The organism is Pandoraea pulmonicola (genome assembly GCF_000815105.2).
In the GTDB taxonomy this organism is placed as follows: domain Bacteria; phylum Pseudomonadota; class Gammaproteobacteria; order Burkholderiales; family Burkholderiaceae; genus Pandoraea; species Pandoraea pulmonicola.
Genome location: NZ_CP010310.2, coordinates 2,800,991 through 2,827,365 on the forward strand (window position 1 = coordinate 2,800,991; position 26,375 = coordinate 2,827,365).

The following is a 26,375-nucleotide window of genomic DNA, read 5'->3' on the forward strand; positions in this document are numbered from 1 at the left end:
GCAATCGCGGGGGGAAGTGGGGGGGTGCGTACGCAGTGTTGTGCGACAATGACGCCTCATCGAATGGCGCCGCCAACCGGCGCCATTGACGTTTGTGCGCGAGTGCCGAGTGCCGGGCACCGCGTCTGCGCGCCAAGCCGCGCATGGCTGCCGTCGCGGGCTTCCCGTGATGGCTCTTCACCGGGGAGTGCCTGCCGTCCGGCCGACGGTGTCATCGTCAATGAAGCGCAAGTTACTGTCTGCCGCCTCGTACACGGGCCGCCTGCGTGTGCAGAATCTCGCCGTCGTCTTCGTGGTCGCCGTGCTGTGCTGCGCGCTCTTGACTTGGGCGTGGGGGACCTATCAGCGCACCAGCGACGCCGACGCCGCCCTCGATGCACTGCGCGCCACCTTGCTCGCCATGGAGAAGTCTTCGGCCGAGCGCGGCCCGGCCAATGCCGTACTGGGGGCCGATCTGCCACTCCCGAACGCGTCGGTCGTGGCGCTGCGCAACGCCCGCGAGGCGACCAATGGCTGTTTGCAGGAACTGCTGTCAGCACTCTCGGACGACGGCTGCGAGCAGTGCAACCCCAGCTTGCGCGCCGTGGAGCGGGCCCGTCTGGATCTCGCCGCCGCGAGCGCCAACGTCGATCTGCTGGTGCAACGCCCGCGCGAGATGCGCAGCGACGCGGCGGTTCGCGACGCCGTCGACCGCATGGTGCGCGTCATCGCCGACTTCGTGCCCGTGGCCGTGTCGCGCATCGACGTGGTCGCGCGCGGTGCGCCCGACGCACTTCACTACGTCATCCTTGCCCGCCTGGCCGCCGATCTGCGCGAATATGCCGGACAACTCGGCTCGCACTTCACCGCCACGCTGACCACCGGCCGGCCGCTGACCGAGGCGGACCAGCGCGTCATCGACAGAACGCTCGGGCGCATCGATCAGTTGCGCGAGATGATCGCCGCCCATTTGGTCGAGCCGCCCGATCTCGGCCCGCAGGCGCTCGCTCCTCTCAATACGCGATACTTCGCGGCCGGGCTGCACTACGTGGCGACGGTGCGCACGCTTGCCAGTCAGCCGCGGCGGGCGCCGCTCACGACCGCCGAGTTCGCGAACCAATACGTGCCGACGATGCGCGCCATCACGGATTTTCGCGACAGCATGCTCGGGCTCGCCAAGCGCAAGGTCGAGGCGCAGCGCGAACGGGCGTTGCGCATGCTGATCCTGACGGCCGTGGTCGAAGCCACGCTGGTGCTGGTCATCTTCATGGTATTGCGCAACTTCCGGCGCAGCGTCGTCCAACCGTTCGAGGCCGCGGTGCGGTTCGTCGATTCGCTGGCGCAAGGCGATCTGGACGCACCGCTGCCGGACGAGCGCACCCCACCGCGCCGGCCGCAGGTGCGCGCCGTGTTCGACGCGTTGCGCGTACTGCGCCTGAATGCCGTCGAGTTGGTCCAACTGCGCCGCGAGCGTGCCCGGTTGCATGGCGAGCTCGAAATGAGCGCCGACACGGATCCGCTCACGCGTCTGATGAACTGGCGAGCGTTCGAGCGTCAGGCGCAGGCGCTTTCCGCGATCCCGTCGCAAGGGCAAGTCGCGCTGATCAAGTTCGACATCGACGACTTCACGCAAATCAATGCGACGTGGGGGCACCGCGTCGGCGACGACGTGTTGCGTCGTGTCGGCGCGGTATGCCTGAACACGTGCCAGCCGGGCGATGTGCTCGCCCGTTTGGGCGCCGATGGCTTCATCATTCTGGCGCGCGTGCTCGATGACTCGCGTGCGCAGCAATTCGCGGAACTGCTGCGCGGACGAATCGAGGCCACCGCATTACCGCTGCCGAATGGTGGGTACCTGTCATTGACGGCGAGTTTCGGTATCGCGATGGCGTGTCCTCAAACCGGCCGTACGGTCGCCGATGCCGCGAATGATCCGGTGGACGTCTCGGCATTGCTCAGTCAGGCGGAGCGCCAGTTGCACGCCGCACGACAGGCGCAGCGTCACGCCGTCGATTGAGCGTTCGCCGGCCATCGTCGAGCACCACGGATCAGGGCCAGCGCGGCGTGGCAGTGCCCAATGCCATGGCCGGCAGCGCCCAGTCGACCGGGGTCCCGGCGATGGACATCGGCGCCGCCACGCGGCGCACCGGTCCCCAGGAAGTGTCTTCGATCCGTGCGGCGAGGTCGCTGATGGTCTCGGGCGAGAGCGGCGCGGGTGCGGGGTCGGCGGTGCGGTGGGTCACCAGGAGGTGAGCGGTCCGCGCCAGCGACGCACGCACCGTCGCTCCGACGCCTCGTGTCTGTCGAAGTGCCAGCGCCTGCACGGCGGCTGCCGCCATCAAATACCCCGTCGCGTAGTCGATGCCCTGGCCCGGGAGCGGCACAGGACGCTCTGCGTTGGCCGCGCGCATACCGGCATCGGCGATGCCCGCGCTCATCTGCACCAGACTGTCGAAGCCGCGACGCGCCTGCCACGGGCCTTGCCAGCCATAGGCATCCAGCGAGATGTCGATGAGGGCGGGATTGCGTTCGCGCCGCCACGCGGCACCCAGACCGAGGCGCTCGAGCGCGCCCGGCCGATAGCCGTGCACGACGATGTCCGCGTCTCGAAGTAGCGCTTCGAGCGCCGTGCGACCTTCCGCCTGTTTCAGATCGAGACGCGCACAGCGTTTGCCCAGGACGACTTCCGGTACGGTGCCGGGCTCATCCCAATCGGGCGGATCGATGCGCAGCACCTGCGCACCGAAGCCTGCCAGAAACCGCGTTGCCGTCGGTCCGGCGAGGATGCGTGTGAGGTCGAGCACGCGAATGCCGCCGAGCGGACGCGCCGGCATCGGCCGCCAGTCGACGGCGCCGCGTCGCATCCCGGCCGGTCCAACGTCGAACGTCTCCCAATGAAGCAGGGGTGCGCCCCCCACCGCAATGCCTTGAGGATGGGCATCCCATTGTGCGAGCGTGCGCATCGCGGCAGCGCATCCGCCGCGCTCGACGACGGCGGCCTCCAACGCATCGACCTGCCACGTGGCGACCGCGCGCGTGAGCGCATCGCGTTCGGCATTCACGCCCAGCACCGAGAGCGCGGCGGCGCGGTGGTGAGGCGCGTTCGTATGCAGGCGAATCCATCCGTCGGCCGCGCGGTAGTCGCCCGCGATCGGATCCCACATCGGCGGCGACGACCAGCCCTGCGCCCGCAAGGTGGTCTGGAACCAGAATGACGCGAGTCGTCGGTCGACATTCACGTCGGCCGTCGCAGCGCGATCCGAGAGGCCGTAGTCGCCGTCGACACCGCTCGCAAGCCCCGCGATGCCAAGCGTCGCGCAGGCGATGGCAGCCGTGGCGAAATCCGTATAGGGAAAGGCGCACGGCAAGGCGCCGTGTCCGCTGATCGTCAGCCGGGGCGGTGCAGCATTGGCGGGGTTGACAGCATTGACGGCGTGGCGCATCGCTTGCAGATAAGGTGCGACGAAGCCGGGGTCTTCGGTGAGCGGGACGGTGTCGGGCCGCGGGGAAACATCGAAAGGCATGGGAAGTCCTCGAACGAATCGATACGTGGCATCGCAATGAGTCGCGATGCAAGACTGCCGGCGCACTGAAGCTTATGCCGATGGATTTTATTGTCAATATTGATTAACTTAATCAATCTGTTGCCACGCCGCGAGCCGCGCCAAGCGCTTCGTCACCCGCCATGACGCAATACTTCACCGCTGCACAGGCCGCCGAGCGTCTCGGCGTCTCGCTGCCAACGCTCTATGCCTACGTGAGCCGAGGCCTGCTTCACGCCGAGCCGGGCAAGACGCATCGGGAACGCCGCTACCGCGTGGCGGATGTCGAGCGCCTGGCCGTCCAGCGCACGCGGGGGCGCAAGCCCAAGGAAGTGGCCAAGGCCGCGCTCGACTGGGGCGTGCCCGTGCTCGAGTCGTCCATCACGCTGATCGAAGACGGACGCTGCTATTACCGGGGACGCGATGCGCTGACGATGGCCGAGTCGGCGTCGGTGGAGACGGCGGCGGCGTGGCTTTGGCAATGCGACGAGGTGTCGGCCTTTTCGGGGGATGACCGCAAGCGTCTGGCATCCGAGTGGCCGGTGTTGCTGCTCGAACGGTTTCGCGACCGACGCGCGGAAGAGGCCTTGCTGCCGTCGTTCACCGTCGTGACGGACGATGCGCCGACGGCGATCTGGCAACGCGACCCGGTGCGAGTCGCGCAAGGCAGTGCCGCGCTCCTGCGTCTGATGACGGCATGCCTGCTCGGCACACGGCCCAGCGACGCCCCCATTCACGAACAGTGCGCTCGCGCGTGGGGCGTGAGAGATGGGCAAGGGGCCGATCTCATCCGCATGGCGCTCGTGCTGTGCGCCGACCATGAACTGAATGCGTCGAGCTTCACGGCGCGCTGTGTGGCTTCGACCGGTGCGAGTTTGCGCGCCGCGGTGATTGCGGGACTGGCGGCATTGACCGGCGGCCGCCATGGTGGCACCACCGCGCGCAACGAAGCGATGTGGGAGGAGATCGGCGAGACGGATATCGTGGCTCGCATGCGCGATCGGTTGGCGCGTGGCGAGAAACTGCCCGGGTTCGGACATCATCTGTATCCGGCCGGAGACGTGCGTGCGAGTGCGATGCTGGCGCGCGTGCTGCCGGCGCATCCGGCGTGGCAGACGATGATCGACGCGGCCGAAGCGCTTGTCGGCCAGCGTCCGTCGCTCGACTTCGCGCTCGTCGCGGTGCGACGCCACCTGAATCTCCCGTTGGGCGCCGCATTCGGTCTGTTCGCGCTGGGCCGGACCATCGGATGGATTGCCCATGCGCGCGAACAACGCGAAAGCACGCAACTGATCCGGCCGAGAGCCGCCTACATCGGGGAGCGTCCGTCCACGTAGGCGGGACGCGGCAGCCCGCCTTCGTGGACGGTCAGGCGCGGGAACGCCTTCCGAAGGCGATGCGATCTCCCGCCCAGACCAGCAGCATGCTTGCCCCCATCAACGGGAAAACACAGCCAAGCGCGATCATGCCGGCGAGCCAGCCGCGCATCGGCGGCTGCGCCGGCGCACGTGCGGGCGCCCCGAGCGAGCGCGCCGGACGGCGAATCCACCACATTGCCGCTCCTGTAGCCGCCATCGCGAAGAGCCCCATCGAAATGAGGGCGCACAACCACTGGTTCGCCGTGCCAAAGTACTTGCCCATGTGCAGCGACGTGCCGTACGAGATCGCCTGTGCCACGGGTCCGTAGGCATCGTAATCGATATCGAGGAGCACCTTGCCGCTGTACTGATCGATGTGCAAGGTGCGCTCGTCGCGCGGATCTGCCGGGAAATACGACACGGTGTACACGCCGTCAGGACGCGACGGGACTACCAGGCTGTAGCCGCTGCGCACACCGAGGGTCGCGGCGATCGCCATGACGCGGTCGATGGGCAACGCGCCTTCCGCGCGCAGACGCTCGGGCGTCATGCCGGCGCCGTTGGCCATGCCCCCATGTCCGGCATGCTCGGCGTGCTCCTGGCCCCCAGGCGATTCCTTGCCATGCACACCACCGTGCGCGGGAGACGTGTGCGTCATTCCCGGCATATCGGCCATGCCAGCCGCGGCGACAGCGGCGCCCGCGGGAGGCGTCGACACCGGCACCGTCGTGTTGCCGACGGCCCACGGAATCTGTGCGACGGGCAGGTCGTCCATCTTCATCGCCTTGGTGGGAATCTGCGAGCGGACCGGGGCTTCCCCCCAGGCGCCGGGCGGTGAACCCATGCCGGCCTGCGTGGCGAGGGCCTTGAACTGCTTGCCCCAGGAGCCCGACCACGGCAGACCCGTGAGCACGAAGGCGAGACCACCCGCCGCGAGCCACAGGCCTGCCACGCTGTGCAGATTGCGCAGCAGCGGACGGCCGCGCAGCTGCAGACGGGGTCGCAGCGCGTTGGCCCACGTGGCGCCGCCGCGCGGCCACCACAGGGCGAGGCCCGTGGCGAGCATCACGAGTGTCCAGCATCCGGCCAGTTCCATGAGCAACGCCCCCGGTTTGCCGAGCAGGAGTGCGCGATGCAGCTCTCGCACCTGTTTCATGAATCGGTGCTCGACGCTCAGGGTGCCCAGCACGACACCGGTATAGGGATTGACGTAGACGCTTTCGCGCTCGCCGCCGGGCAGACGAAAGATGAATTCGGCGCTGCGTGCCGGGTCGCGATCGACCTCGACCGAACTGATCTGTGCGCCCGCGGGCAGCGACGCGGCGGCGCGCTCCATCAGCGTCTGTTCATTCAGCCTCGGTGCGTTGGACGCGGCCACGACCATGCGATCGTGATACAGCCAAGGTTCGATTTGTGGCTGGAAGACGTAGAGCGTGCCGGTGATGGCGAGCACCATGAGCCACGGCATGACGAACAGGCCTGCATAGAAGTGCCAGCGCCAGAGGGTTCGGTACTGACCGGCAGCCGTGGCCGGTTGCGCTTCGCGCGCCTGGGAAATGGGGATCTGCATGAAGCGAGTTTTCCGTCTCTTTTTGCGGTTTTCGCGTTTCGTCGACGCGTTGCGAGCTTGCTCGTCGGCAAGCCGGCGCGTGGTCTGTGCAAAGGCGGGGAGGGGGCCGGGCACGACGCGCACGCGATGAATGAAGCGACGCCGTCACCACGGATGGTGCGGTATCGGACTGAACCGGAGATCAGGAAAAGACTGGCGGCGCGCGCGCAGGCGGCGTGAGAGCAGGACGGGCAGGGGAGGGACGGACATTCGCCGCGGGTCCTGCGCGGGCGATCCATGCGAACGACACCGCCCCGGTCAGCATGGGCATTACCAGCGGTGGATGGGTCGCGAGCAATGAGCAGTAGCCGCAGGCGTCACCTTGGCTGTCGTGTGTCGCGTGCGTGGCGTGAGCACCGTCGGCAGCATCATGCGCGTGGGCCGTGGTGGCGGCCGACAGGGAAAGCGACGGCGTGGTGCCGTCGACCGAGCAGAACGCCACGTCCAACAGCCGGGCTCGCTCGGCGCGTTGCGCGATCAGCACCTGGCTGATCACCGGTGCGCAAAGCGCGAGCCACATGGCGGCGAGGCCGAGCCATGCGGTGAGGCGTTTGCGCGCGGTGAGAGACATACAGCGGTATCGGATATCGGACGCCACGCGCGCGGCGCGGCGGGTGCATTGGGGAAAGATGGGAATGCTATCACGCGGTGCAGCGCGAATCCCACCGGGTTTTGCATATCGATAGTCATCGCCACGCCTGGCGTGATTTTGCGAGTGCGGTGCGGCAAATTGTCGCTGTGCGCAAACGCATGCCGCCGTCGCGGGCGGACGATGTTGCGAAGGTCGTCGGGAAATGGCCGCCGGCGGCTCGCGGTCGTCTGCCCGAATCCCTTGAGGGCGTGTAGAGCTTGCCATCAATCGAGCGGCGCAAAACGCCCGGATGAAACGGCCCGGCTGGCGACGCGATGACAAAAGGAGAGGGAACGCACGGGAATCTGGGACCGAACGCGATGTTGAGGTGCCGAATGCAGTCATCAAATCAAATGATGACTGCTTATCATTTCATTTCGAATTCAGGTCCGGGGAGCTCACCCTTCGGGGGGCACCACAGAAACTATGAGGTCGTAAGCCTGCGCGCTGGTATAGGTCACCATCAGATTACCAGCGTTATCCTCGTATAACGTCGGGGAACAACGGTCGCTTATGTGATCTAAATCAGTCGTTGGCCCCCTGACGAACGTAGGCTGCGACCAATTCCATTCATTGTCTGCGTCGTACGTTAGGTACCAGATGGACGGGGCGTCTTTGCTATGGTACGCGACGTAAAGCGTATCGTCGCGAACGGCCGCAGAGGGAGAGTTGCGCATGGAAACGCCGGGGACCTGCAATTGGGGCGACCAACTCTTCCCGTCCGACGTCGTCGTATACCAAAGGCTGGAGCCATCGGTACCTTGAAAAAACAGGTAAAGAACGTTGTTGAAAACAGCCATCGCGGGTGAACCATTCAGCTCAACGCCGGAGATGTTTGTGTCCTGAGACCAAGTCTTCCCATCGAACACGGTATACCAAAGCGTGTTCGCAGAACTTGTAATGTCGGAGCCCTGATGCGCCAGATACAGGTTTCCATTGAATACGGCCATCCCGGGGGATTCATTCAAATAAACATTGGGGATTAGGGTGTTCGTCGACCAGTTCGTCCCATCGTACGTCATGTGCCAAAGCGAGTAACCGATACTGGTTTTATGCGTCAGGTGCACCAACCCGTCGAAAACGGCCATCGCGGGGTAACCATTAAGGGATGCAGGAAGTGTTTGGGTCGTTTGCTTATCCCCATACACGACATTAAGTACCTGATTCCCGGTGCAGTCTGCATACGCTTGAATCAAGTTCGAGTTGTAAATGACGGAGGCAACCGTCGGATCCATGGATGAAGGTACAGACTCGGAAGGCGCTACGGAACACTCGACGTCGAAACCGGACGCATCGGGATAGGCCACCATAAGATGGTTAGTGATGGTATCGAGGTACAACGCGGGGGAGCTCCCGTCGGCAATGGGGCGTTCCGAAGCTTGCCCCCCGACGGTCGAGGGTGACGACCAATAACTTGGATCGCGTTCATCGCATGTTACGTAGCAGATGCTCGCATCATCGCGATTATGGTATGCCACGTAAAGCAGACCTTCGCGGACGGCCGCAGAGGGGGAGTTGGCCATGGAAACGCCGGGAACCTGCGATTTAGGCGACCAACTCTTCCCGTCCGACGTCGACGTGTACCAAAGGGTGGAGCCGTCAATACCTCGAAAAAACAGGTGAAGCGTGTTGGCAAAAACAACCATCGCGGGCGAACCATTCAGCTGAATGCCGGAGATGTTCTTGTCCTGCGACCAGCCCCTGCCGTTAGTAACGGTATACCAAAGCGTGTTCGCAGTGCCTGTAGTGTCGGAGCCCTGATGCGCCACATACAGGTTTCCATCAAATACGGCCATCCCCGGAGATTCATTCAAGGAAACATTGGGGACCTGGGTGTCTCCCGACCAGTTCGTCCCATCGAATGTCATGTACCAAAGCGAGTGATCGGTACCCGATGTCTGATGTGTTAGATACACCACCCCGTTGTAAATGGCCATCGCGGGATGACCATTAAGGAACGCAGAGAGTGTGGGGGGCAGGTGATCCGGGTCTTCATTTCCATAATCGACATCAAGCTGTTTATTCCCGGAGCGGTCCGCATACGCCAAGATGTAGAATTTCGGGACGTACGAAATGGCAGCATAAGTCAGATCTACGGACTGATCTATGGATGCAGTTTGATCATTCTTTGGCATAAAGTAGTCCTCATGGTCCGGTTGGCGGGGCGACGCCGCGAGTCGTCAAGCAGACTATGTCGATTTCCTGTTTCAACCACGCCTGACGAGACAGGGCTCAAGCATCCGCGATCCCGCAAATGGCACAAGCCTGAACAGTCGCACTAGGGCGTGGCGGCATTTAGCGCAGGCGCGTAACGTCGTGGTGCGTCGGCCGCGCCGCTTGGGCCGCCCGCATTGCTTGGCGCCGAACCACCAGTGGGCCACACCCGCCGGTCATAGCCAACTATTCGAACTATTAGTATCCAGGTTCTGCTGCAGTAACCTCGCGTGCGGGAGCGGTCGCATCAAGCCGAGCGGCTCGGTATTCAACTGCCCAGTGCCTCATGGATGAAGCACCGGACGATCCGTTGTGTGAGCCGAGGGAAATCCTGGCCGAAGTCGCCACGCCGGTCGCTCATCGCTCGCGTCCGGATACGAGTGATTGCAGTTGCAACTGAAATCATTGCGTGGCATGATCGCCGTCAATTGAATTGCAATTGCAACTGTTTGATTTCATTTTGACGAAAGGACGGCTTCCATGACGATTCAACTCTATGGCTTCTGGCGATCGAACGCGGCGTTTCGCGTGCGCGTGGCGCTGGCGCTGAAGCAACTCCCGTTCGAGGAGATCGAAATCGACTTGCTGGCGGGGGATCAATTCGAGACGGCGTATGCGCGGGTGAATGCGGAGTCCGTGGTACCGACACTCGTGCACGACGGGCAGCGCATCTCCCAGTCGCTGGCTATCATGGAGTATCTGGACGAGCGCTTCCCCATCCATCGACTGCTGCCGGACGCGCCCTTGGAGCGCGCTTATGCGCGATCGCTGGCGCTCATCTCGATCGCGGATTCACATCCTTTCGTGGTGCCGCGTGTCCGCAAGCATCTCGCGCAAACCTACGGGGCGGATGCCGCGGCGATCGAAGCCTGGTGCCGGCATTGGGGCAGAGAAGGGCTGGCGGCCTATGAGCGACGGCTTGTGGAGCGCCCGCCGTCGCCCTTCGCGATGGGAGATTCGCCGACGCTCGCGGACATCTGCATCGCCGGCCAGATGATCATCGCCGATCTGTATCAGTTGGACGTCACGGCGTTTCCTCGCGTTGGCGCGTTGGCACAACGTTGTTTCGATCTGCCGGCATTTGCCAATGCGCATCCGTTCCGGCAGCCGGGCTACCGGCCCTCGTCGCACTGAGACCCGGCAGCTGCGTGGTCGCTTCGGACGGCCCGGCCGGATCAGGTGGCGTCAGCCGTGGCCACTGGCGAAGTGGAAAACCGTTCGCGGAGCTCTTCAAGGCCCAGCGAGGTCAGCACGCTTTCGAGGCGCTCGGCCGGACGGCGGCGCGGCAGATCCTTGTATTGCGCGACGATCAGCTCGTTTTTCATTGAGTGCTCCCAGCCGACGAGTTCGGTGACGCTGACCTGGTAGCCGTGGGCCTCCAACTGCAGACACCGAAGAACGTTGGTGACCTGGCTGCCGAACTCGCGCGTATGCAGCGGGTGGCGCCAGATTTCGGTGAGCGGATTGCCGGCGAGTTGCTTGCCTTTGTGCTTGCGCAGCACGCCGGCCACTTCGGCCTGGCAGCACGGCACCAGCACGATATGGCGAGCCTGCTTGGCCAGCGCGAAACGGATCGCGTCGTCGGTTGCGGTATTGCAGGCGTGCAGCGCGGTCACGACGTCCACGGCGGGCGGCAGCGCGGGTGAAGTGATGGAATCGGCCACCGACAGATTCAGGAAGGACATGCCCGGGAAGCCGAGACGGGCCGCCAGCGCCTGGGACGTCTTGACCAGTTCCTCGCGGGTCTCGATGCCGAAGATATGGGAGTCGTCCGCGAGCGCCTTGAAGAAGAGGTCGTAGAGGATGAAACCGAGATACGACTTACCGGCGCCGTGGTCCACGAGCGTGACGCGGCCGCGGTCGGTCTTGACTTCCTGGAGCAGCGGCTCGATGAACTGGAACAGGTGGTAGACCTGCTTGAGCTTGCGCCGGCTGTCCTGGTTCATCTTGCCGTCGCGCGTGAGGATGTGGAGTTCCTTGAGCAGTTCAAGAGACTGACCGGGACGGATTTCGTGGGTGTTCGACATGGGAAACGGAATAGCGGCGGGCGCCTAAGCGCACCGGAAAGACCGATAGTTTACCGAAAAGGCGGGAAGCGGGCTGCCGGACGCCGATTTCTCGGTTGGAGATTCGCCGAGGCGGCGTGAATATGCGGCCTTCCGGGGCGTTGGCGCCAACGCCGTCTGTTATCGCGGTCTCGCGGCCTCCTGTGGCGACGCGTTGGATGTGGCATGCGACAATGTTGCGGCCCGCTGCAGCCGATCAGGCCCGGCGGTCCCTGCGGCAGAGCGCTGTCTTTTCGCTGCCTGTTGCGATAACCAACGCCATATATCATGAACCGACAAGTCCATCTCAAAGGCTCCGACTGGGTGCAACGCGCCAAGCCGATGGACGGTGTCGAGCGTATCGAAGCATGGTTTCATGGCAAGGCGTATTCGATGCATCGCCACGACACCTATGCCATCGGCCGTACGCTCGCCGGCGTGCAGAGCTTCAACTACCGCCGCAATCGGCGGGACAGTCTGCCGGGCAACACCATCGTGCTGCATCCCGATGAGGCCCACGACGGGCAGGCGGGCACGGATGAAGGATTCCGGTATCGGATGATTTACGTCGAGCCTTCGGTTTTCCAGGACATTCTGGGTGGACGCGCGCTGCCTTTCCTCGAAGGCGGCGTGACGACCGATCCGCGCCTCGGGGCGGCAACCGAGGCGTTGTTGCAGCATGTCGGCTGTACGGTGGAGCCGCTCGAGCAAAGCGATGCACTGGCCGACCTGGTGAACGCGCTCGCGAGCGTCGCCGGCACGCCCGCACGACGGTCCGGCGGCGACTATCTGGCTGCACGACGCGCCCGCGACTATCTGCATGCGAATCGTGCACGGGTGGTCACGCTGGACGAGCTTGAAGCGGCGACCGGGCGCGATCGCTGGAGTCTGTCGCACGACTTTCGCACGTTCTACGGTACGAGCCCGTATCGTTATCTGACGATGCGACGGCTGGACGCCGTGCGTCAAATGCTGCTTGCGGGCAAGTCGTTGGCCTATGCCGCGGCCGCCGCCGGCTTTGCCGATCAGAGCCACATGACGCGCCATTTCTCGAAGACGTTTGGACTGACGCCTGGACGCTGGGTCCAGATCGCGAGAGTTTCCGGCTAGGTGAAAAACCCCCACGATCGTTCAATACGGCTACGGGGCGCGCCTGTATCCTCGATCCGTCAATTTTTGAACGGAGAGAACGATGACCCAATCCACGACTTTTTCCACGGCGCCGGCCGACCGTGGCCAGTGCCGGAGCATTGATCTGCGTGGCAAGATCGCGCTGATCGACGGCCACTGGCAACCGCGCGTCGTCGCGGAGATGAACGACTACCAGTTCAAGGCCGTAAAGGTCGAAGGCGACTTCGAGTGGCACCGCCACGCGGATACCGATGAGACCTTCATCGTCCTTGAAGGGGAACTGCGCATCGATTACCGGGCGGGTCCGTCGGGCGACGACGGCTCGATCGTGCTGCGCGCCGGCCAGATGGCAGTGGTGCCCAAAGGCGTCGAGCACAGGCCATGTGCGCACGGCGAAGTGAAGATGCTGCTGATCGAGCCACGTGGCGTGGTGAACACCGGCGATGGCGCTGCCAGCGAACGGACGGTGCAGAACGATCAGTGGGTATGAGGTGAACCGCGCGGGCTCACGACCCGACATGGGGGCAAAATATGAAGGCAGCGGTCTGGAAACTCGCCTTTCTGGCACTGATCTTTGCTCCCCATGTAGGGCAGGGGCGCGAATCGGGGCAGGATGGTTCTCGTACCCTTATCATTACCAAGGGTGACGGTGGTGATGCGGCGGGCGCCACCGTGATGCGCGATCGTTGGCGTCATGGCACGCCTGACCTGATCAATCTGTCCCGGATGCCTTTGGATGAGCTCGAGCCAAGCCAATACCGTTGCGTACTTGTGATCGGGCAGGGGGCCGTAAGTGATGTCGCCCGGTCTGCTGCCATTACGGCAAAACTCTCTGGAAAGAGCGTCGGTCTTTATGCTCATCTTATCGATCAGAATACGCTCGAACTGCTTCAGAAATTGAGGGGCCGCACGGCCCTCAATCTGTTTTTCACCCGATCGCAGTTGACCTTGCTCAAACTGAGGAACATTTCCGGGTATCGGCTGCTTGATTCTCCGCACAATCAAGTCTGGAGAAAAGCCTCGCAGGTCATCGAAACCGTTTCGCCGGCCAAGCTTGCCGCTGGCGACGCCAAGGACTCTCTTCTTGCCGCGAATGAAGTCATCTGGCTCGGCGGCAGTTTCACGACCTCCTCGGGCAAGCGGCGTCTATTCACTGCGGATGAAATTGTGGCAGCTCTGAAACCCCTGCAGGGCGCCATGAAACCGGGCTCGTCCGTCGCCGTCATGCTGGCCCCGCGTATTTTCGAGAGGGGAATGAGCGCGCAAGAGAAGGGCAAGCTGCTCGTTGCGATCCGTGACGCCTTCGGCCGAAACGAGACCACGTTCTACGGCAATGAGGCACTCATTTCGGATTTGGGGAACGCGGGCGTTTCCCTGCGCACCGCTCCCTCTTATGAAACGCTCATGCGTTTACCGTGGTCTGCTCGGACGAAGCACTACGCCTCCGTGGATCAATATAATTTGTTCACGGATATGAAACCCGAAGTGGAACCCTTCCTCTTCGACCCCAACGATGCCGATCAGGCCTTATATGCGGCTGATTACATCAACGGGGAGCGCGCCAATCTGACTTCGGCAATTCTGAAACACGGGTGCGATCAGAAATCGACGGCCGCTGACGCGTACACCGTGCGCGGGGCACCCAGCGAAATCGTGCCGTAGGACGCGACGCCGGACCAGTAGTGGCGATTGAACACGTTGTTCACGCCAACACGGACGGTCTGTAAACACATTTCATCGAATGTAAACAGACCCTAACAAAGTAACTAGGTTAATTTTGCAGGACGAACAATCTACACTTCACTCTAGGCGTGATCAGCTGCGATCTTTCCCGGGGAGCTTTGGCTCCGAGTGCGTAACCTCGCTTGGGAAGGGTGGAGTCACGTCACGTATGTTGTAATCCGAAATAGTTGCAGCAGACTTCCATAAGGTTGCTCGGCCATGCTCGCCGGTCCATTTCTTTGCATTAAGCTGGACATTGAGCGTAATTGCGGAAATGGAATGGGTCTGTTCAAAAAAATTGACAGAGGAGTAAATAAATAAATGACTATTTTATTTAGAGCCAACAATAGTGGATTTTCAACAACGTCCGGGGGGTGGGTGGATATTCCTAGCCTTTCTTTGGATTTGTCGCAATATTCGCAAACTCGAGGGCACGCCTTAATTACCTTATGTATCGCCTACCCATGGGCTGCAGGAGATAATTTTCCGGGGGCTAACTTTGCCATTACGATGAATTCGGTAGTTTTGGCATCAAACGGATATAGCTACAGTGAACAAAGCCCCGGTAATCCAGGTCGAATTCCAGTGACATTGCAAACACTGGTCGATTTGACAGGGAATGTTACTACTATACGGGCTCAGTGCTCAACGGAGCGAAATAGTACCTCAATTATTGGCAGCGGTTCCAGTATCAGTGCGGTTATTGACCAGAGTGGGTCCTGATTGGATGGGTAAGCCCAATGCCAGCGCCGTGGACTCCCGACAAGGCGCGGCATTGTCGTTTCTCACGATATCGCACTGCCTAATCATCGGCTGACGAAAATCATAGAGGGTGGGGTTGGAGATCCCTTCGGTTACCCAGATCGCTGGTACCTGAATTCTAATTTGAGTACGTTGGTTCGGAGCCGCAGGGGCCTGTTTATGTTCTCAAAGCGCAAGGGTTTGGGATCAGTCGGCAAAACCATGTAACGCCTTCCGCGGATGGGCGCGTTTGGTTTGTTGACACGAATATCAGAGTAGTCTGGAATGTGAAAATAGCAGACTAACGATAATTGACGGTCGGCCTCGGCCCACAGCAACACCACGAGCACGGCACCGCGTTGGACGAAGTGCACGCGGTAGCCGGGCTCTGCGTCAATCTTCAACGCCGACACGCTCCCGCCGACCGGCTTCACGTTACCGCATTGCCAAGCGCCAGATGGTCGAACCGCTGTGCGATGGCAGCTACGCCTTTACGATCCATTTTTCCGGCCGACCTCCGTCGGGCTGCGGCTCACAAAATACGATATACGCATTATTTGGGGCGGAGGAGGAAAGAGGGTATGTCATCCCTATAAGCGCGGTTGATCAGACTCAGGGGAAGAAGATAGAAGCCGGCGATGGGCCGTGGACGATGGTGCTGGATCAAACCAATCACTATTTATACATATCAACTGCCGACGGCACGATTACAATCGTAAATACACTTTAACACGTCCCGGCTGCACGCGATTACTACAAATATGATTGGTATTTCATCACTGGTTGTTGATGAAGATCTTCAGATTTTATATGTGGTGGATCGAGGGGATGTTATTGATCCGGCATGTCAGCAGGTCGCAAACGCGCATCTCGCTCCCATTGAGCATTTGCGCAAAGCGGACACGCCGGCGGCAGTGCAATGGGGAAAGCCCAATGCACTTGCCGGGGCGGGCGTCTCGACGCCCGCCCCGAAGGCAGTCGATCTATGGGGATTTGCGCTCGCCTTGGCGCTTTTCGGGCGCTGAGTCTCGAAGGTCGAGAATGGCGATTTCTATTGTTGTGGCGGCGAGATTCTAGCGTTTATTTACGAATATTCCCAGACAAACCAGCAGGGCATTCGATGAGTTCTCTGAGCTTCAAGCAGGTCGACGTCTTCAGTTCCACGCCTCTCAAGGGCAACCCGGTGGCCGTGGTGTTCGATGCCGACGGGCTCGACGACCGGCAGATGGCAACCTTCGCCAACTGGACCAACCTCAGCGAGACCACCTTCATCCTCCGGCCCACTGACTCGCGGGCCGACTACCGCTTGCGCATCTTCACCACTCAGGACGAACTGCCGTTCGCCGGTCACCCGACCTTGGGCAGTTGCCACGCCTGGCTGGAGTCCGGCGGTGTGCCCCAGGGCGAGGAGATTATCCAGGAATGCGCGGTGGGGCTGGTGCGAATCCGCCGCCAGGGGCGGCAGTTGGCGTTTCTTGCACCGCCCTTGCTGCGTTCCGGGCAGGTGGCGGCCGAGATCCTGGAGCAGGTGCGGCTGGGGTTGCGCTTGGCCCCCGGGGCGATCGTCGCCGCCCATTGGGTAGACAACGGCGCCGGCTGGCTGGCGGTGATGCTTGCCAAGCGCCAGCAGGTATTGGATCTGCAACCCGACTATCCAATGTTGAACGGGCTGGCGGTGGGGGTGATCGCACCCTGCGACCCGCAGCACGACGATAGCGACGCGCAGTTCGAGGTGAGGGCCTTCATCGCAGGCGACGGCATGCCCGAGGACCCAGCCACCGGCAGCCTGAACGCCGGCATTGCCCAGTGGTTGCTGGGAGCCGGACTGGCGCCGGCGCGCTACCGCGTCAGCCAGGGGCTGAGCATGGGGCGTGCCGGGCGCGTCGAGGTGGAGCAGGTGGGTGACGAGGTGTGGATCGGCGGCAACGCCGTGACCTGTATCGAAGGCCGCCTCATCCTGTAGTCGCAAGCCTCTGGCACCCGATGACGGGACACCGTTTGGCATCATGAGGCCGCAGAGGCAAAGTGCTCGCGCGTCTACTGGCTAACGCACGAGAATGTACCGCGCGAACGCGCTGCGCGAGATGAGGGAAGGGCGGGCCGCCGTGACTGCCCAAAGGGCATCTGCTGCCTGAACGACAGCATTGCGGCGATGCTTGAAACTCCTATCCCAAAGCCCCACGCCGGGCTGCGCGCACTTAGCCGAGGCCGTCGCGCTCAAATGCTTGATCAAACAACGGCTTTTTAGCCGATGGACCGCTCGCGCAGGCGCGTGGCAGCAAAATGATGTCGCGCCAAGTGAAGCCAGTTTGTCTTTCTGCCGGTTGCACCGTATGATTGCCCGGCAACTTGCGTAGTGCCGCCTTTGTGCAGTCTTGGTTCGTGCAGTCTTGGTATCGCCTTTGTGCCGTAGCTGTGCCGTCGTCCCACGCCACTCACCTGCGCCGACCATGCAAAGAATTTCGATTGCCTCTCGAGAGAACGCCCGCAAGCCCGCCGAAGTCCGGCATGTTCCCGCGCCGGTAGCGCAGAGGGCGACGCCGGCGTTAGAGGACAACCGTCCGGAATCGGCGTCGCATCAAGCGCTGGCGGCCATGATGTCGACGAATCCGCGCGCCGCCGCGCAGCGCGCCCGGATGGAGGACTTGCACCCCCGGTCCGGTACCGTACAGCGAAAGTTTCATGCCGACGAAGACGAGCTTCATGCTTCCGCCAGCGGCACCGTCCAGACCGTCAATCGCACGGGACTGCCTACCCAACTGAAGACGAACATCGAAGCCATGTCGGGCGTAGCGCTCGACAATGTGAAGGTGCATTACAACTCCTCGCAGCCCGCGCAACTCAATGCGCTGGCGTATGCGCAGGGCGCCGACATCCACCTCGGGCCGGGGCAGGAAAAGCACTTGCCTCACGAAGCGTGGCACGTCGTGCAGCAGGCACAGGGCAGGGTCAAGCCGACCTTGCAGGCGAAAGGGGAAGTCCCCGTCAACGATGATGCCGGGTTGGAGCGCGAGGCCGACGAGATGGGCGCGCGCGCCCTGTCCGCCGCGCCGCACGCGGGGCCGGTGCAGACCATGCCGGCGAAGAAGCTCGCTTCGTCGGGACAACCCATTCAGCGCATCATCAGCGTCGCAGATTTCCAGGCGGCCACACCGAAGACACTCCTTCACGGGCGTGGTCCCAACTTGCAGGGACTCGACGCGGGGCTTACCGCCTATATCGCGGCGCGAACGTCGGCCACCGCGCTTGCGCTGGCTGGTTTGTGCGCCGCGTATGTGGGCCAGCCTCACCAGCCGGCGCGCATCGTGGCGGCGACGGCATTGTTGCATGAGGCCAATGCGGAAGGCGTCTTGCTCGGTTGGATCGGTAATGCGAACGCGCATCTGGTCGACGGATTGATCGCACAGATCGGCGGGCCGCGCAGCGCCAATCTACCCGGTCTGAATGCATTAGCCGCGCGTGTCGGTCAGGCAGACGCCCACATCCTCCCGGCCCTGGTGAATTTGGTGACGCCGCCCCAATTGGCGGCATTTGCTGCCAGCGCGGCCTTTCCCGCGATGTCCGGACCGAACTCGCCTTGGCTGCTTCAACTTTGGCCTCATATGGGCATGGCCAACATCGCCTTGCTTGGGCAACTGGTGCCGCTGGCAAACGGCGCGCCGGGCCTTCCTGCGCTCACTACGTTGATCATTGCCAGTGGCGGCGCGGCGCATCAGGCGGGGCTTGTGGGCATGATTCCGCAAATCGGCGGGCATGCGGAAATTCTGACGCTCGCGAACATGCTGACGGCTCGGAACCGCACGGCGACCCAGGCCGCTCAGCTCGCCGCCGTGGCGGCTACGGACGGTGCGCTGTTCGCACGACTGTGCGGCGAGCTACGGTACTTCCAGCGCGCCGGCGTACCGGGCGCAGGCGGCATTCCCGCGAACGTGACTGCCGCACAGAATGCTTACAACGCCGCGCGGGACGCCGTGCCAGCGGCAGCGCTGGTCACGTTGCACGCTCAGGCAACGATTGCGCTTAATCTGGTCAATGCGGCGATTGGCGGAGGCGCTCTGGTACCGCCGGCGTGGCTTGCCGGGACGTTAGCGAACGCCAATGGGCATCTGGTGGCGCTTGGCAACAATAACGGCCTGATAGCCGGGGGGGCACATCCCATGATTGCCGCTCACCGGCCTGCGGCCGCTCAATTGAGACAGCTCATCAATGGTCCGATTGCCGGAGCGGGTGGTGGGGCAGGCGTCGCAGGATTTACGGCGGCCGCAAACTTAGTGACCGCGGAACTCACGAACTTCGACAACAGCGTGGCTCGGCCGGTCATTACCACGGTGTCGTTCGACCACTACCTCGATCGTCACACCGCGCATTATTTCAACTTCGGGGGCATCAATGCCGCGAATACCCAATGGCCGGTGGTTTGGGGCGCGGGTGCGGCCGTCAATGTCGGCAATGAGCTTGCCGCTGTGCTGGGGGCGCTCCATGCACGAGGCAGTTGGTTGATGCCTGCGGCCCCGCAACCGGGACAGGTCGTGGGGGCCGGTACGGCGCAAATTGCCGGGCTGGTGGATGGCGCGGTCGGTACGCTGCGGCTCGGACAATTCTTCCCCGAAGACGGCGCGGCCTATCTGCCGCACGATCAGGCCACAATGAACGCCATCGCTCAATTGGTTTGACGGCACCTTTTCACCGTGGGGAGTCGCCCATCATGGACGTCGCGTTTCGCATCACCTTCGACCATCGACGCTTCTACGCGGAGCGCGAAGTCTATGCCCAAGACGCCGCGCTATCGGCCAAGGTGGCGTCGACGCAGGATATCCACGGCGCGATCGTCATGACGAATGACGGCCAGCCCGTGCTCGAAATCATCGACGAGTTGCTCCCCTGGGTGCAGAACCTGTGCTTCGACGCGGTATCGCGTCTGGCCCGAGGCGACGAGGCGCGCGTCAATTACTTCAGTCGTTCGGGCTGGCTTGCGCTCAAACCGGTCGGCGACGAGATCGAAGTCACCGGCAGTCTGACACCCGCGGCGAAGTACTCGAAAGCCGCATTTCTGCCCGCCTTGCTCGCCTGCGGCGAGCGCTTCGAGCGCGCGATGCGCGTCCTCAAAAAAGACGATGTGGCATTCATCGCCAATCTGGACTACATGCGCACGTTCGCCGAGTCGGCCCGTCAGTCGCTCGATTGAGTGCATTTAATCGACTCGCGTTGTTTGGATAACTGAGCTTCTCGGAAGCTCGCGCGTCCGGCAACTTCAATCCATAGACCATCCTAGCTGTTGCGCCCAAGACAGGCCTTAATCGCTTCACGGCGCAACACTTCGGAATGGTACCTGCGATTCGCATAATGTACATTATGTTAAATTTAAATTGCTCCTCACGTGAACTTGCAGACGACATTGATCGACCTGGGCTCCACTAATAGAAGCTCTTCGAATCTCATACTTCTGGTCTTGGTCGGAGGCCATACGCTGCCGAGCGGTTGAGCCCGTTCCTCACCCAAGCTAGCCACCTGCTACAGCGCTGCTGTGCGGAGTCTGGCGAAATGGCTTCCAACGTGATGCCGTCCCGATGCTCGTTTTTTGATAGCTGCTCATGAGCTCATCGTCCAACATGCGCTTATCCCACCGGTGATGCCTGTATGTAGGCAACCCGCCGCGCGAACCAGACCGACTGCAGGCAACGTGGAAGCGGTGCCAGAGTGACCAGATTCAAGCAGAACCGTTGGGTCACCCCGGGTGCGATGCCCTCCTCCATACCATTCATCCACGATGCCGATCACGCCCACTGGATCACCTTCGCTGGCCGCGCTGACTCGGCTGTTGGACGCGCCGCCCTGCTCGTCCCAGCAAGTCAATGAAGCAAAAAGGCTGGTGCTTGAGTATGCGGGCCAGCGCGACGATCCGGGACATGAACGGCGCTGCACGGCGTTATTGGCCGCGCTTGCCTGGACACATCGCCAGTTCAGCCTGACGGGCGCTGCCGACATGGAGTCGGTGTGCCGGGACCTGACGCAACACTTGGCGCGCTCATGCCGTGAAGGCGTAGATGCCAACGTATTGGCTGACGCTCTCGGAAGCTTTTGCTCGGAAAATGCGCCCGGCGGCCAATCCACCGATCCCTCACCAGCGCATGTTCAACTCGCCCATGACGTGCTCGCCACGCTGGACAGAGGCGTGGACGCGCGCCAATTGCTGAGCGAACTGATCGGGGGCATGCCTGAGCGGCACGAGGGGCGAGGCAATGGCGTCGATGAACTCTACCGGTCTGCCCTACGCGCATGGGTAGCTGTCGCTCCACCGCGGTTAGGGAATGGGCTCGTCTTCCACGCTAGCATATACACATGGTTGCATGTGCCTTCGGAGCGGGGTGAAAGGGAGGTCCGCGCAATCGCGGCGGACCGGATGCTCCGCATGGGGGATGGCACACTCGATTTGTTGGGACTAAGGTTGAGCAGCCTGCCGGAATTGCCTGATGGCCTAACGACACTTGACGCAAGACATAACGGACTAACCGAGCTGCCAACCTTGCCAGCAGGCCTCGCGACGCTTGAAGCAACAAATAACAGGCTAACCGAACTGCCAACCTTGCCCGCGGGCCTCGCGACGCTTGAAGTCGCGGGGAATCAGTTGACCCAGTTGCCGGAATTGCCCGCAGGCCTCAGGCGTCTTGTCGCATACGAGAACCGACTACGCTGGCTCCCGCCCTTGCCTGCAGGCCTCACGCATCTTGACGTACACGAGAACCGACTGCGCTGGCTCCTGCCCTTGCCCGCAGGCCTCACGCAGCTCTACGCGAATGGCAATCGGTTGACCGAGTTACCGCCTTTGCCCGCGAACCTCACAAAGCTCGACGTCCGCAACAACTCACTGTCCGACCTGCCGCCAAGCGTTTTCAGTATGCCTCATCGTGGTGAGGTACTTGTTGATGGCACCCTGTTCTCGCCCGCCGTCCTGCAACGACTGCGTGAGGACACATCTGCGCGAGGGTATAGGGGGCCTCAAATCCACTTCTTCATGGCGAGTGGCGAGACGGGCAGCAGAGTGGTACGCCCGCTTCACGAGGCGGTTCGGGACTGGTTGCGCAAAGGCGAGCAAGCACAGGTGAAGCAATGGCAGGCGTACAGTGAAGAAGCAAATGCCACTGAGTTCTCCACCTTTCTGGACCGTTTGAAAGCGTCCGTCAACTACAGGGGCGATTTCAAGGCGGGGGTCGCCAAGTGGTTAACCAAGCTCTCCCAGGATGAAGAGCTTCGCCGACTGACCTTCCAGACCGCCCGGGGGGCCACCGAGACCTGCGAGGATCGCGTTGCACTAACGTATAACGATCTGACCAAACTCAGCATCGCGCACGCGATCAGCCGTGGCGATTACGACGACAGGCTCGGTGAGATCATCGAGCGCGGGCGAGGAGTATTTCGCCTGGACGCACTTGAGAAAATCGCTCGCGAGAAAGCCCAGACGTTACGGTTTATCGACGAAATCGAAATCTACCTGGCCTATCAGGTGCAGTTGCGCAACCGACTGAAATTACCCACCGACATCGCGGACATGCGCTATTTCAAGGTCTCCGGGATAAGCTCGCAGGATCTGAAGCATGCCGAGCAGCAGGTTCTCGCTCAAGAGCGTGTAGCGTTTCCGCACTATTTCCTGGTCGAATGGAGCCCTTGGCAGAAGGTGCTGGAACGGCTGGATCCTGAGGGAACCGAGCGCGCGCTTCAACAAAAGTACGATATGCTCCCGTCCTACGATGAGGGAGTGGCTGCGCAGTTGACCAGTGAAAATCGGTCCACCGACGCTATTGCATCGCTGGCGAAAGCCGGGGTCGACAACAACGAGCGCATGAAGCCACGGCAGTTAGCGATCTATAAGGAACTCACCCAAGCGCTCTTGCGCAAGCGGGGCGAGGAGGCGCTCATGGCCCAGATCATGGACGCGGCCAAGCCCAGCGACGGGGGCGTCAGAAATTCCGTGCTCAAGACGTGGTGGTCGAAATTCACGCGGACGAGCGAATGAAACGATCGGCGTAAAGGACGGCGGATTTTTTCCGGGTTGTTATCGGTTCAGTTTCGCTTCAACGGCGATTGCCGCGTTAGACAGCGTGTTCGCCGCTGCACCTACAGCGTGCACGTAATCGTGAAGGCCCAATGCGCGGAGTGCCGCCGCCTTTGCTTCAGCTTTGTGTGCTGCACGTCACAAGCCTTTGGAAAGGCGCGATGCCGATGGTTTGCGTTTTGCCATGATGCTCCCCGTCGAAACGGACTTTGCTAGACGCCAGTTGGCCCTGTTTGCAGGGGCGGCAGGTAACTTCCTTGCCCATCTCGCGCCGTGATCTATGCGGCATCGCTCTCAAAGATGAGCAAATTCAACAAGTCTTCTTTTCAAATCTGATGTCTAATACGCCTGCCATTTCTTATAGGAATGGTGGGGCATCGAGATGCTCTTTGTGGCATCCAGGACGGCTCTTGTAGGTTTCAGTGAGCATTCGCCGTTCGCCCACAGTCATCGGTAATCGGGGTAATTCTTCCGGGTTGCGTTTCCGAAAGTGTCTCAGCAAACGCGGTACCTCCCCCCGTTAATTTTAGATTTAGGAGTATTCATGTCGTTAGATCCGATCAAAACACTTTTCCATGGGGGCTTCGGCGATCTACGAGTCACGACGGCATCACCAAGCCAATATCGCCCTGGGTCGATGGCCAATCTAGCTGGTGTGAAAAGCGCGGCAAGAGAGTGCATCTATTCCGCCGACGATTATGAAGTTATAAAAAAGTTGGATAGAGAAAATTCCAACCTATCGAAAATTAACAAGATAATTGAAAATATTGGCCCAGACACCATTGTTAGATTGAAAAAAAATGCATCCAACGGGGAGGGTGGAGTGTTCAAGGGGGAGAGTGGAGTGTTAAAGAAACTAGTATTCCTATGTCGATACAATAAAGAGCGCAAAGCGGCGGTTGGAAATTTAGGTGCGCCTGGAAATATAAATAGAATTTCCGCCGCCCAAGCGAAATCCATCCTAGAGGAAAAAATAGTTGATCTGAACGCGCGTCTCATCTGTTCGTACGCCAAGCGGCAAACGGAGAATATCCACGCGATATGGGAAGCCAGATGATCTTGTAAAGAATCACAGCTCAAAAAAATAGCGAATAGCATGGCGGATTGTTCCAGCTCTGGATGGCTGGAAATACTGTCCGCACAAGGCCGCGCATCATCTGCTGGCGCAGGTGATGCGCGCTGTGAATTCAGGTCAATTACCTATAACCGTCGCTGACAGATCGGAGGTCGCCCTGCGCAGGCCTCCGCCAGTAGTGAAGGACAGACCGTCCTTGGCGGTGTGGGTACCCGTGGCCGCGCTCGGGGCTGCGGTCAAGGATACCTCAAGGGTCCAGGTACCTTTCCCCCGCCACAACGCGGCACCCGTCAGATTGATCAGCATCGTCCTGTCCGCCGTCAGCGTCCAGGCCTCGCGGGAAATGGCCCCACCGGGCCCCTTGACAACGACCTGGTTGTCAGTGAACGTGAACCCGTCAGGCGCGGCAATCCTATTCAACGCATAATTGTCTCCCGAACGAGCACCTGTGGCATCGAGTTCCACTATCGCGTTGCCCTGACCACCCGGCTTGATCTCGGGCACCACGGTCTGCTTTGCCCACCACATCAGCACTGGTACGCTTACGGTCACATTCCCGGTCACCGGAGGCTGATCGTCTACGGCGAAAGACAAGCCCCCTTCGGCAGTATGAAAGCCCGCTTTCGTCATGTCCCTGTCTGCAACTACCCCCATGTACAGCGTCCGAACCCCCTTCGTGTCCCACCAGGCACTGGTGTTGGTGAGCGTGCGCTTGTCCGACGATAGCGTCCACCCGCCACTGGTACCGGTCCCGTCGGGACGCCGTATAACCACGTCGGAGTTGGTGAAGGCGAACCCCTGTGGGGGGGTTATCACATACTTACCACTCTGTCGGCCGTTATCTGAAGCGTCCAGCACCACCGTCAACGTGCCGATACCATCCGGCGATATCTCGGGCACCTCACGCTGTCTCACCGACCTCAACACCGACGTGCCTACCATGACGTCCCTCGATATCAACGGCGCGTACGACACCTTGTCCGGATACACATGAACCGTGTACTCACCGGGCGGGAGATCCTTGAACTCGAAATCCCCGACCGCCGTCTTGAACCCCTGCTGCGCCTTCACGTTGCCCTCTATGGGGAGTTGCCCCTTTGGAACCACCCCCACCCAGTTCTCGTCGCTGGTGCGGGAAAACGCGGCGCGTCCCTTGAGCCCCGTCTCTCCGAGCGGCTCTACCGTCAACTGCGGCGACCGAAGTGCAACCTCACCAAAAATCTCCCATTGCTTACACCCGCCCTCAACACTCGCATCGGGAGTACCACAGAACGAACGGGTCACGTTGACCGCCGTCCCCCGCCCCAGAAGCAATTCCTCTTGGTCCTCGTAGAACGACACGGCGGCAGTGCGGCTCAGATATGCTGAGGGCGTCCCTCGAGGCACCCTCAGGCGCAGAGAGGCGTTTTGCTTGCTGAATTCTTCAGGCGGCGCGTCACTCAAGGTCGTGGAAAGGTAAGCCTTATCCGTCAGCGTCCTTCCCCGCAGATCCGCGAACTGAGCCGGTGTCAGCCTCAAGTTCACCCCCCGGCTGACAATATAGTCGGCGTCGGCGGGCCGACCCGCCAACGCCTTGTCGGTGTTCCCAACGCCGAACAGGAACTTACTCATTGTTTTTTCAGAGAGGCGCTCGGTACCATTCCGCAAATCATGATTATAAGGAGTACTAAACGTGTAATCGACGAGTTCATGCATTTGTGCGTCTGGGAGGTTCAGCATGTAGGTGTCCCAGTACACGTTCGCAGCCTTGATGCGGGCTTCCGAGGTGGCGTCGCGAATCCCATGGGAAATTTCTTCGAGGGCCTTTTTCCGCTTTTCATCTATGGGAAGGTTGTTCCAATCGTCCTCGCCCGGCAGGGGAGTCATCCACCGCTCGGGCAGCAGAGTGAAAACGGGGTCGCGGTTCCGCACGCTGTTGACGGTCTCTGACGCCCGCGGGGACCGCTCCGCCGCTTCGACCGTCAAGGCTGTCAGGGCTGTCAAGGCTGTCAAGGCCAGCAGAACACTCGCCGCTTTAGCGGCGTGCTTCGTGAATGTACGCATCAAATCCTCCTCTCGTTTGTTCCTGTTTCGTTTTCTTGCATGAGCCCCATTGGCCTGAAGCGTTGTCAGGTTATCGAGCAGAACCGGCAACATACTCAGATTAGGACACCTAAGTCTTCATGCCAAGGCCATCTCTTTCCTGCCATCAATAGCGGCGCTTCACCGGCTTCGACGACAAGATCGTTGCCATTATGCCCGGGGTATGACCGTGCGCGAGATTCAAGGCTTTGCGAGC

Annotated in this window: 20 protein-coding genes; 14 read left to right on the forward strand and 6 right to left on the reverse strand. The window is 61.5% G+C overall.

Annotated features, from left to right (window positions below):
• The first annotated feature begins 220 nt into the window (after positions 1-220).
• The gene (locus RO07_RS12315) at positions 221-1,996 is read left to right on the forward strand and encodes a GGDEF domain-containing protein (RefSeq protein ID WP_052267228.1); all 1,776 of its coding nucleotides are present in this window, start codon (positions 221-223) and stop codon (positions 1,994-1,996) included.
• A 31-nt stretch (positions 1,997-2,027) separates the two neighbouring features.
• Here the strand turns inward: RO07_RS12315 and RO07_RS12320 are convergent, their stop codons facing one another.
• Positions 2,028-3,422 (reverse strand): CoA transferase, encoded by a 1,395-nt coding sequence (locus RO07_RS12320; protein WP_052267579.1) that lies wholly within the window; start codon positions 3,420-3,422, stop codon positions 2,028-2,030.
• A gap of 242 nt (positions 3,423-3,664) precedes the next feature.
• Here RO07_RS12320 and RO07_RS12325 point away from each other — a divergent pair, with 242 nt between their 5' ends.
• Positions 3,665-4,858: a citrate synthase family protein gene (locus RO07_RS12325; RefSeq protein WP_039411062.1), complete on the forward strand. Its 1,194-nt coding sequence runs from the start codon at positions 3,665-3,667 to the stop codon at positions 4,856-4,858.
• Positions 4,859-4,889: 31 nt separating this feature from the next.
• On the opposite strand, the gene RO07_RS12330 is transcribed toward RO07_RS12325, so the two are convergent.
• From RO07_RS12330 to RO07_RS12340, 3 genes are all read right to left on the reverse strand, one after another.
• Positions 4,890-6,449, reverse strand: a complete 1,560-nt coding sequence (locus tag RO07_RS12330) for a PepSY-associated TM helix domain-containing protein (RefSeq protein WP_039411064.1) — start codon at positions 6,447-6,449, stop codon at positions 4,890-4,892.
• Positions 6,450-6,630: 181 nt separating this feature from the next.
• Positions 6,631-7,059: a DUF2946 family protein gene (locus RO07_RS26300; RefSeq protein ID WP_052267229.1), complete on the reverse strand. Its 429-nt coding sequence runs from the start codon at positions 7,057-7,059 to the stop codon at positions 6,631-6,633.
• Between the two features lie 458 nt (positions 7,060-7,517).
• Positions 7,518-9,254 carry a hypothetical protein gene (locus RO07_RS12340; protein WP_052267230.1) on the reverse strand — a complete coding sequence of 579 codons (1,737 nt, stop codon included), beginning with the start codon at positions 9,252-9,254 and terminating at the stop codon, positions 7,518-7,520.
• Positions 9,255-9,813: 559 nt separating this feature from the next.
• Here RO07_RS12340 and maiA point away from each other — a divergent pair.
• Positions 9,814-10,467 (forward strand): maleylacetoacetate isomerase, encoded by a 654-nt coding sequence (gene maiA, locus RO07_RS12345; protein WP_052267231.1) that lies wholly within the window; start codon positions 9,814-9,816, stop codon positions 10,465-10,467.
• Between the two features lie 41 nt (positions 10,468-10,508).
• On the opposite strand, the gene RO07_RS12350 is transcribed toward maiA, so the two are convergent.
• Positions 10,509-11,360 carry a class I SAM-dependent methyltransferase gene (locus RO07_RS12350; protein WP_039411069.1) on the reverse strand — a complete coding sequence of 284 codons (852 nt, stop codon included), beginning with the start codon at positions 11,358-11,360 and terminating at the stop codon, positions 10,509-10,511.
• 306 nt (positions 11,361-11,666) lie between these two features.
• Between RO07_RS12350 and RO07_RS12355 the strand changes: the two genes are divergently transcribed.
• The 11 genes from RO07_RS12355 (at position 11,667) to RO07_RS25945 (ending at position 24,079) form a co-directional block, all read left to right on the forward strand.
• Entirely contained in the window at positions 11,667-12,488 is an 822-nt protein-coding gene (locus RO07_RS12355; RefSeq protein ID WP_039411071.1) for an AraC family transcriptional regulator, read from the forward strand.
• An 82-nt stretch (positions 12,489-12,570) separates the two neighbouring features.
• A complete protein-coding gene (locus tag RO07_RS12360) occupies positions 12,571-12,999 on the forward strand; it encodes a cupin domain-containing protein (protein WP_039411072.1) in 429 nt (142 codons plus the stop codon).
• A gap of 41 nt (positions 13,000-13,040) precedes the next feature.
• Complete coding sequence (locus RO07_RS26370) at positions 13,041-14,171, forward strand: hypothetical protein (RefSeq protein WP_072637028.1); 1,131 nt, start codon at positions 13,041-13,043, stop codon at positions 14,169-14,171.
• A 381-nt stretch (positions 14,172-14,552) separates the two neighbouring features.
• The gene (locus RO07_RS26905; RefSeq protein ID WP_147284502.1) at positions 14,553-14,954 is read left to right on the forward strand and encodes a hypothetical protein; all 402 of its coding nucleotides are present in this window, start codon (positions 14,553-14,555) and stop codon (positions 14,952-14,954) included.
• A gap of 475 nt (positions 14,955-15,429) precedes the next feature.
• Positions 15,430-15,702 carry a YncE family protein gene (locus RO07_RS25935; protein WP_147284501.1) on the forward strand — a complete coding sequence of 91 codons (273 nt, stop codon included), beginning with the start codon at positions 15,430-15,432 and terminating at the stop codon, positions 15,700-15,702.
• Positions 15,703-15,733: 31 nt separating this feature from the next.
• The gene (locus RO07_RS25940) at positions 15,734-15,997 is read left to right on the forward strand and encodes a hypothetical protein (protein WP_147284500.1); all 264 of its coding nucleotides are present in this window, start codon (positions 15,734-15,736) and stop codon (positions 15,995-15,997) included.
• Positions 15,998-16,092: 95 nt separating this feature from the next.
• Positions 16,093-16,935 carry a PhzF family phenazine biosynthesis protein gene (locus tag RO07_RS12375; protein ID WP_039411074.1) on the forward strand — a complete coding sequence of 281 codons (843 nt, stop codon included), beginning with the start codon at positions 16,093-16,095 and terminating at the stop codon, positions 16,933-16,935.
• 487 nt (positions 16,936-17,422) lie between these two features.
• Positions 17,423-19,645, forward strand: a complete 2,223-nt coding sequence (locus RO07_RS25535; protein WP_237171429.1) for an eCIS core domain-containing protein — start codon at positions 17,423-17,425, stop codon at positions 19,643-19,645.
• A gap of 32 nt (positions 19,646-19,677) precedes the next feature.
• Positions 19,678-20,157 (forward strand): hypothetical protein, encoded by a 480-nt coding sequence (locus RO07_RS12385; protein WP_039411075.1) that lies wholly within the window; start codon positions 19,678-19,680, stop codon positions 20,155-20,157.
• 582 nt (positions 20,158-20,739) lie between these two features.
• The gene (locus RO07_RS12390) at positions 20,740-22,983 is read left to right on the forward strand and encodes an NEL-type E3 ubiquitin ligase domain-containing protein (protein ID WP_084072582.1); all 2,244 of its coding nucleotides are present in this window, start codon (positions 20,740-20,742) and stop codon (positions 22,981-22,983) included.
• A 583-nt stretch (positions 22,984-23,566) separates the two neighbouring features.
• Positions 23,567-24,079: a hypothetical protein gene (locus RO07_RS25945; protein ID WP_147284499.1), complete on the forward strand. Its 513-nt coding sequence runs from the start codon at positions 23,567-23,569 to the stop codon at positions 24,077-24,079.
• Between the two features lie 135 nt (positions 24,080-24,214).
• Here RO07_RS25945 and RO07_RS12395 read toward each other — a convergent pair whose 3' ends face one another.
• Positions 24,215-26,140 (reverse strand): ADP-ribosyltransferase, encoded by a 1,926-nt coding sequence (locus RO07_RS12395; protein WP_160118045.1) that lies wholly within the window; start codon positions 26,138-26,140, stop codon positions 24,215-24,217.
• Positions 26,141-26,375 lie beyond the last annotated feature (235 nt).

Excerpts from the sequence above, each read along its gene's own strand:
- RO07_RS12315 (WP_052267228.1), top strand. The coding sequence starts at position 221 with ATGAAGCGCAAGTTACTGTCTGCCGCCTCGTACACGGGCCGCCTGCGT.
- RO07_RS12320 (WP_052267579.1), bottom strand. The coding sequence starts at position 3,422 with ATGCGCCACGCCGTCAATGCTGTCAACCCCGCCAATGCTGCACCGCCC.
- RO07_RS12325 (WP_039411062.1), top strand. The coding sequence starts at position 3,665 with ATGACGCAATACTTCACCGCTGCACAGGCCGCCGAGCGTCTCGGCGTC.
- RO07_RS12330 (WP_039411064.1), bottom strand. The coding sequence starts at position 6,449 with ATGCAGATCCCCATTTCCCAGGCGCGCGAAGCGCAACCGGCCACGGCT.
- RO07_RS26300 (WP_052267229.1), bottom strand. The coding sequence starts at position 7,059 with ATGTCTCTCACCGCGCGCAAACGCCTCACCGCATGGCTCGGCCTCGCC.
- RO07_RS12340 (WP_052267230.1), bottom strand. The coding sequence starts at position 9,254 with ATGCCAAAGAATGATCAAACTGCATCCATAGATCAGTCCGTAGATCTG.
- maiA (WP_052267231.1), top strand. The coding sequence starts at position 9,814 with ATGACGATTCAACTCTATGGCTTCTGGCGATCGAACGCGGCGTTTCGC.
- RO07_RS12350 (WP_039411069.1), bottom strand. The coding sequence starts at position 11,360 with ATGTCGAACACCCACGAAATCCGTCCCGGTCAGTCTCTTGAACTGCTC.
- RO07_RS12355 (WP_039411071.1), top strand. The coding sequence starts at position 11,667 with ATGAACCGACAAGTCCATCTCAAAGGCTCCGACTGGGTGCAACGCGCC.
- RO07_RS12360 (WP_039411072.1), top strand. The coding sequence starts at position 12,571 with ATGACCCAATCCACGACTTTTTCCACGGCGCCGGCCGACCGTGGCCAG.
- RO07_RS26370 (WP_072637028.1), top strand. The coding sequence starts at position 13,041 with ATGAAGGCAGCGGTCTGGAAACTCGCCTTTCTGGCACTGATCTTTGCT.
- RO07_RS26905 (WP_147284502.1), top strand. The coding sequence starts at position 14,553 with ATGACTATTTTATTTAGAGCCAACAATAGTGGATTTTCAACAACGTCC.
- RO07_RS25935 (WP_147284501.1), top strand. The coding sequence starts at position 15,430 with ATGGTCGAACCGCTGTGCGATGGCAGCTACGCCTTTACGATCCATTTT.
- RO07_RS25940 (WP_147284500.1), top strand. The coding sequence starts at position 15,734 with ATGATTGGTATTTCATCACTGGTTGTTGATGAAGATCTTCAGATTTTA.
- RO07_RS12375 (WP_039411074.1), top strand. The coding sequence starts at position 16,093 with ATGAGTTCTCTGAGCTTCAAGCAGGTCGACGTCTTCAGTTCCACGCCT.
- RO07_RS25535 (WP_237171429.1), top strand. The coding sequence starts at position 17,423 with ATGCAAAGAATTTCGATTGCCTCTCGAGAGAACGCCCGCAAGCCCGCC.
- RO07_RS12385 (WP_039411075.1), top strand. The coding sequence starts at position 19,678 with ATGGACGTCGCGTTTCGCATCACCTTCGACCATCGACGCTTCTACGCG.
- RO07_RS12390 (WP_084072582.1), top strand. The coding sequence starts at position 20,740 with ATGCCGATCACGCCCACTGGATCACCTTCGCTGGCCGCGCTGACTCGG.
- RO07_RS25945 (WP_147284499.1), top strand. The coding sequence starts at position 23,567 with ATGTCGTTAGATCCGATCAAAACACTTTTCCATGGGGGCTTCGGCGAT.
- RO07_RS12395 (WP_160118045.1), bottom strand. The coding sequence starts at position 26,140 with ATGCGTACATTCACGAAGCACGCCGCTAAAGCGGCGAGTGTTCTGCTG.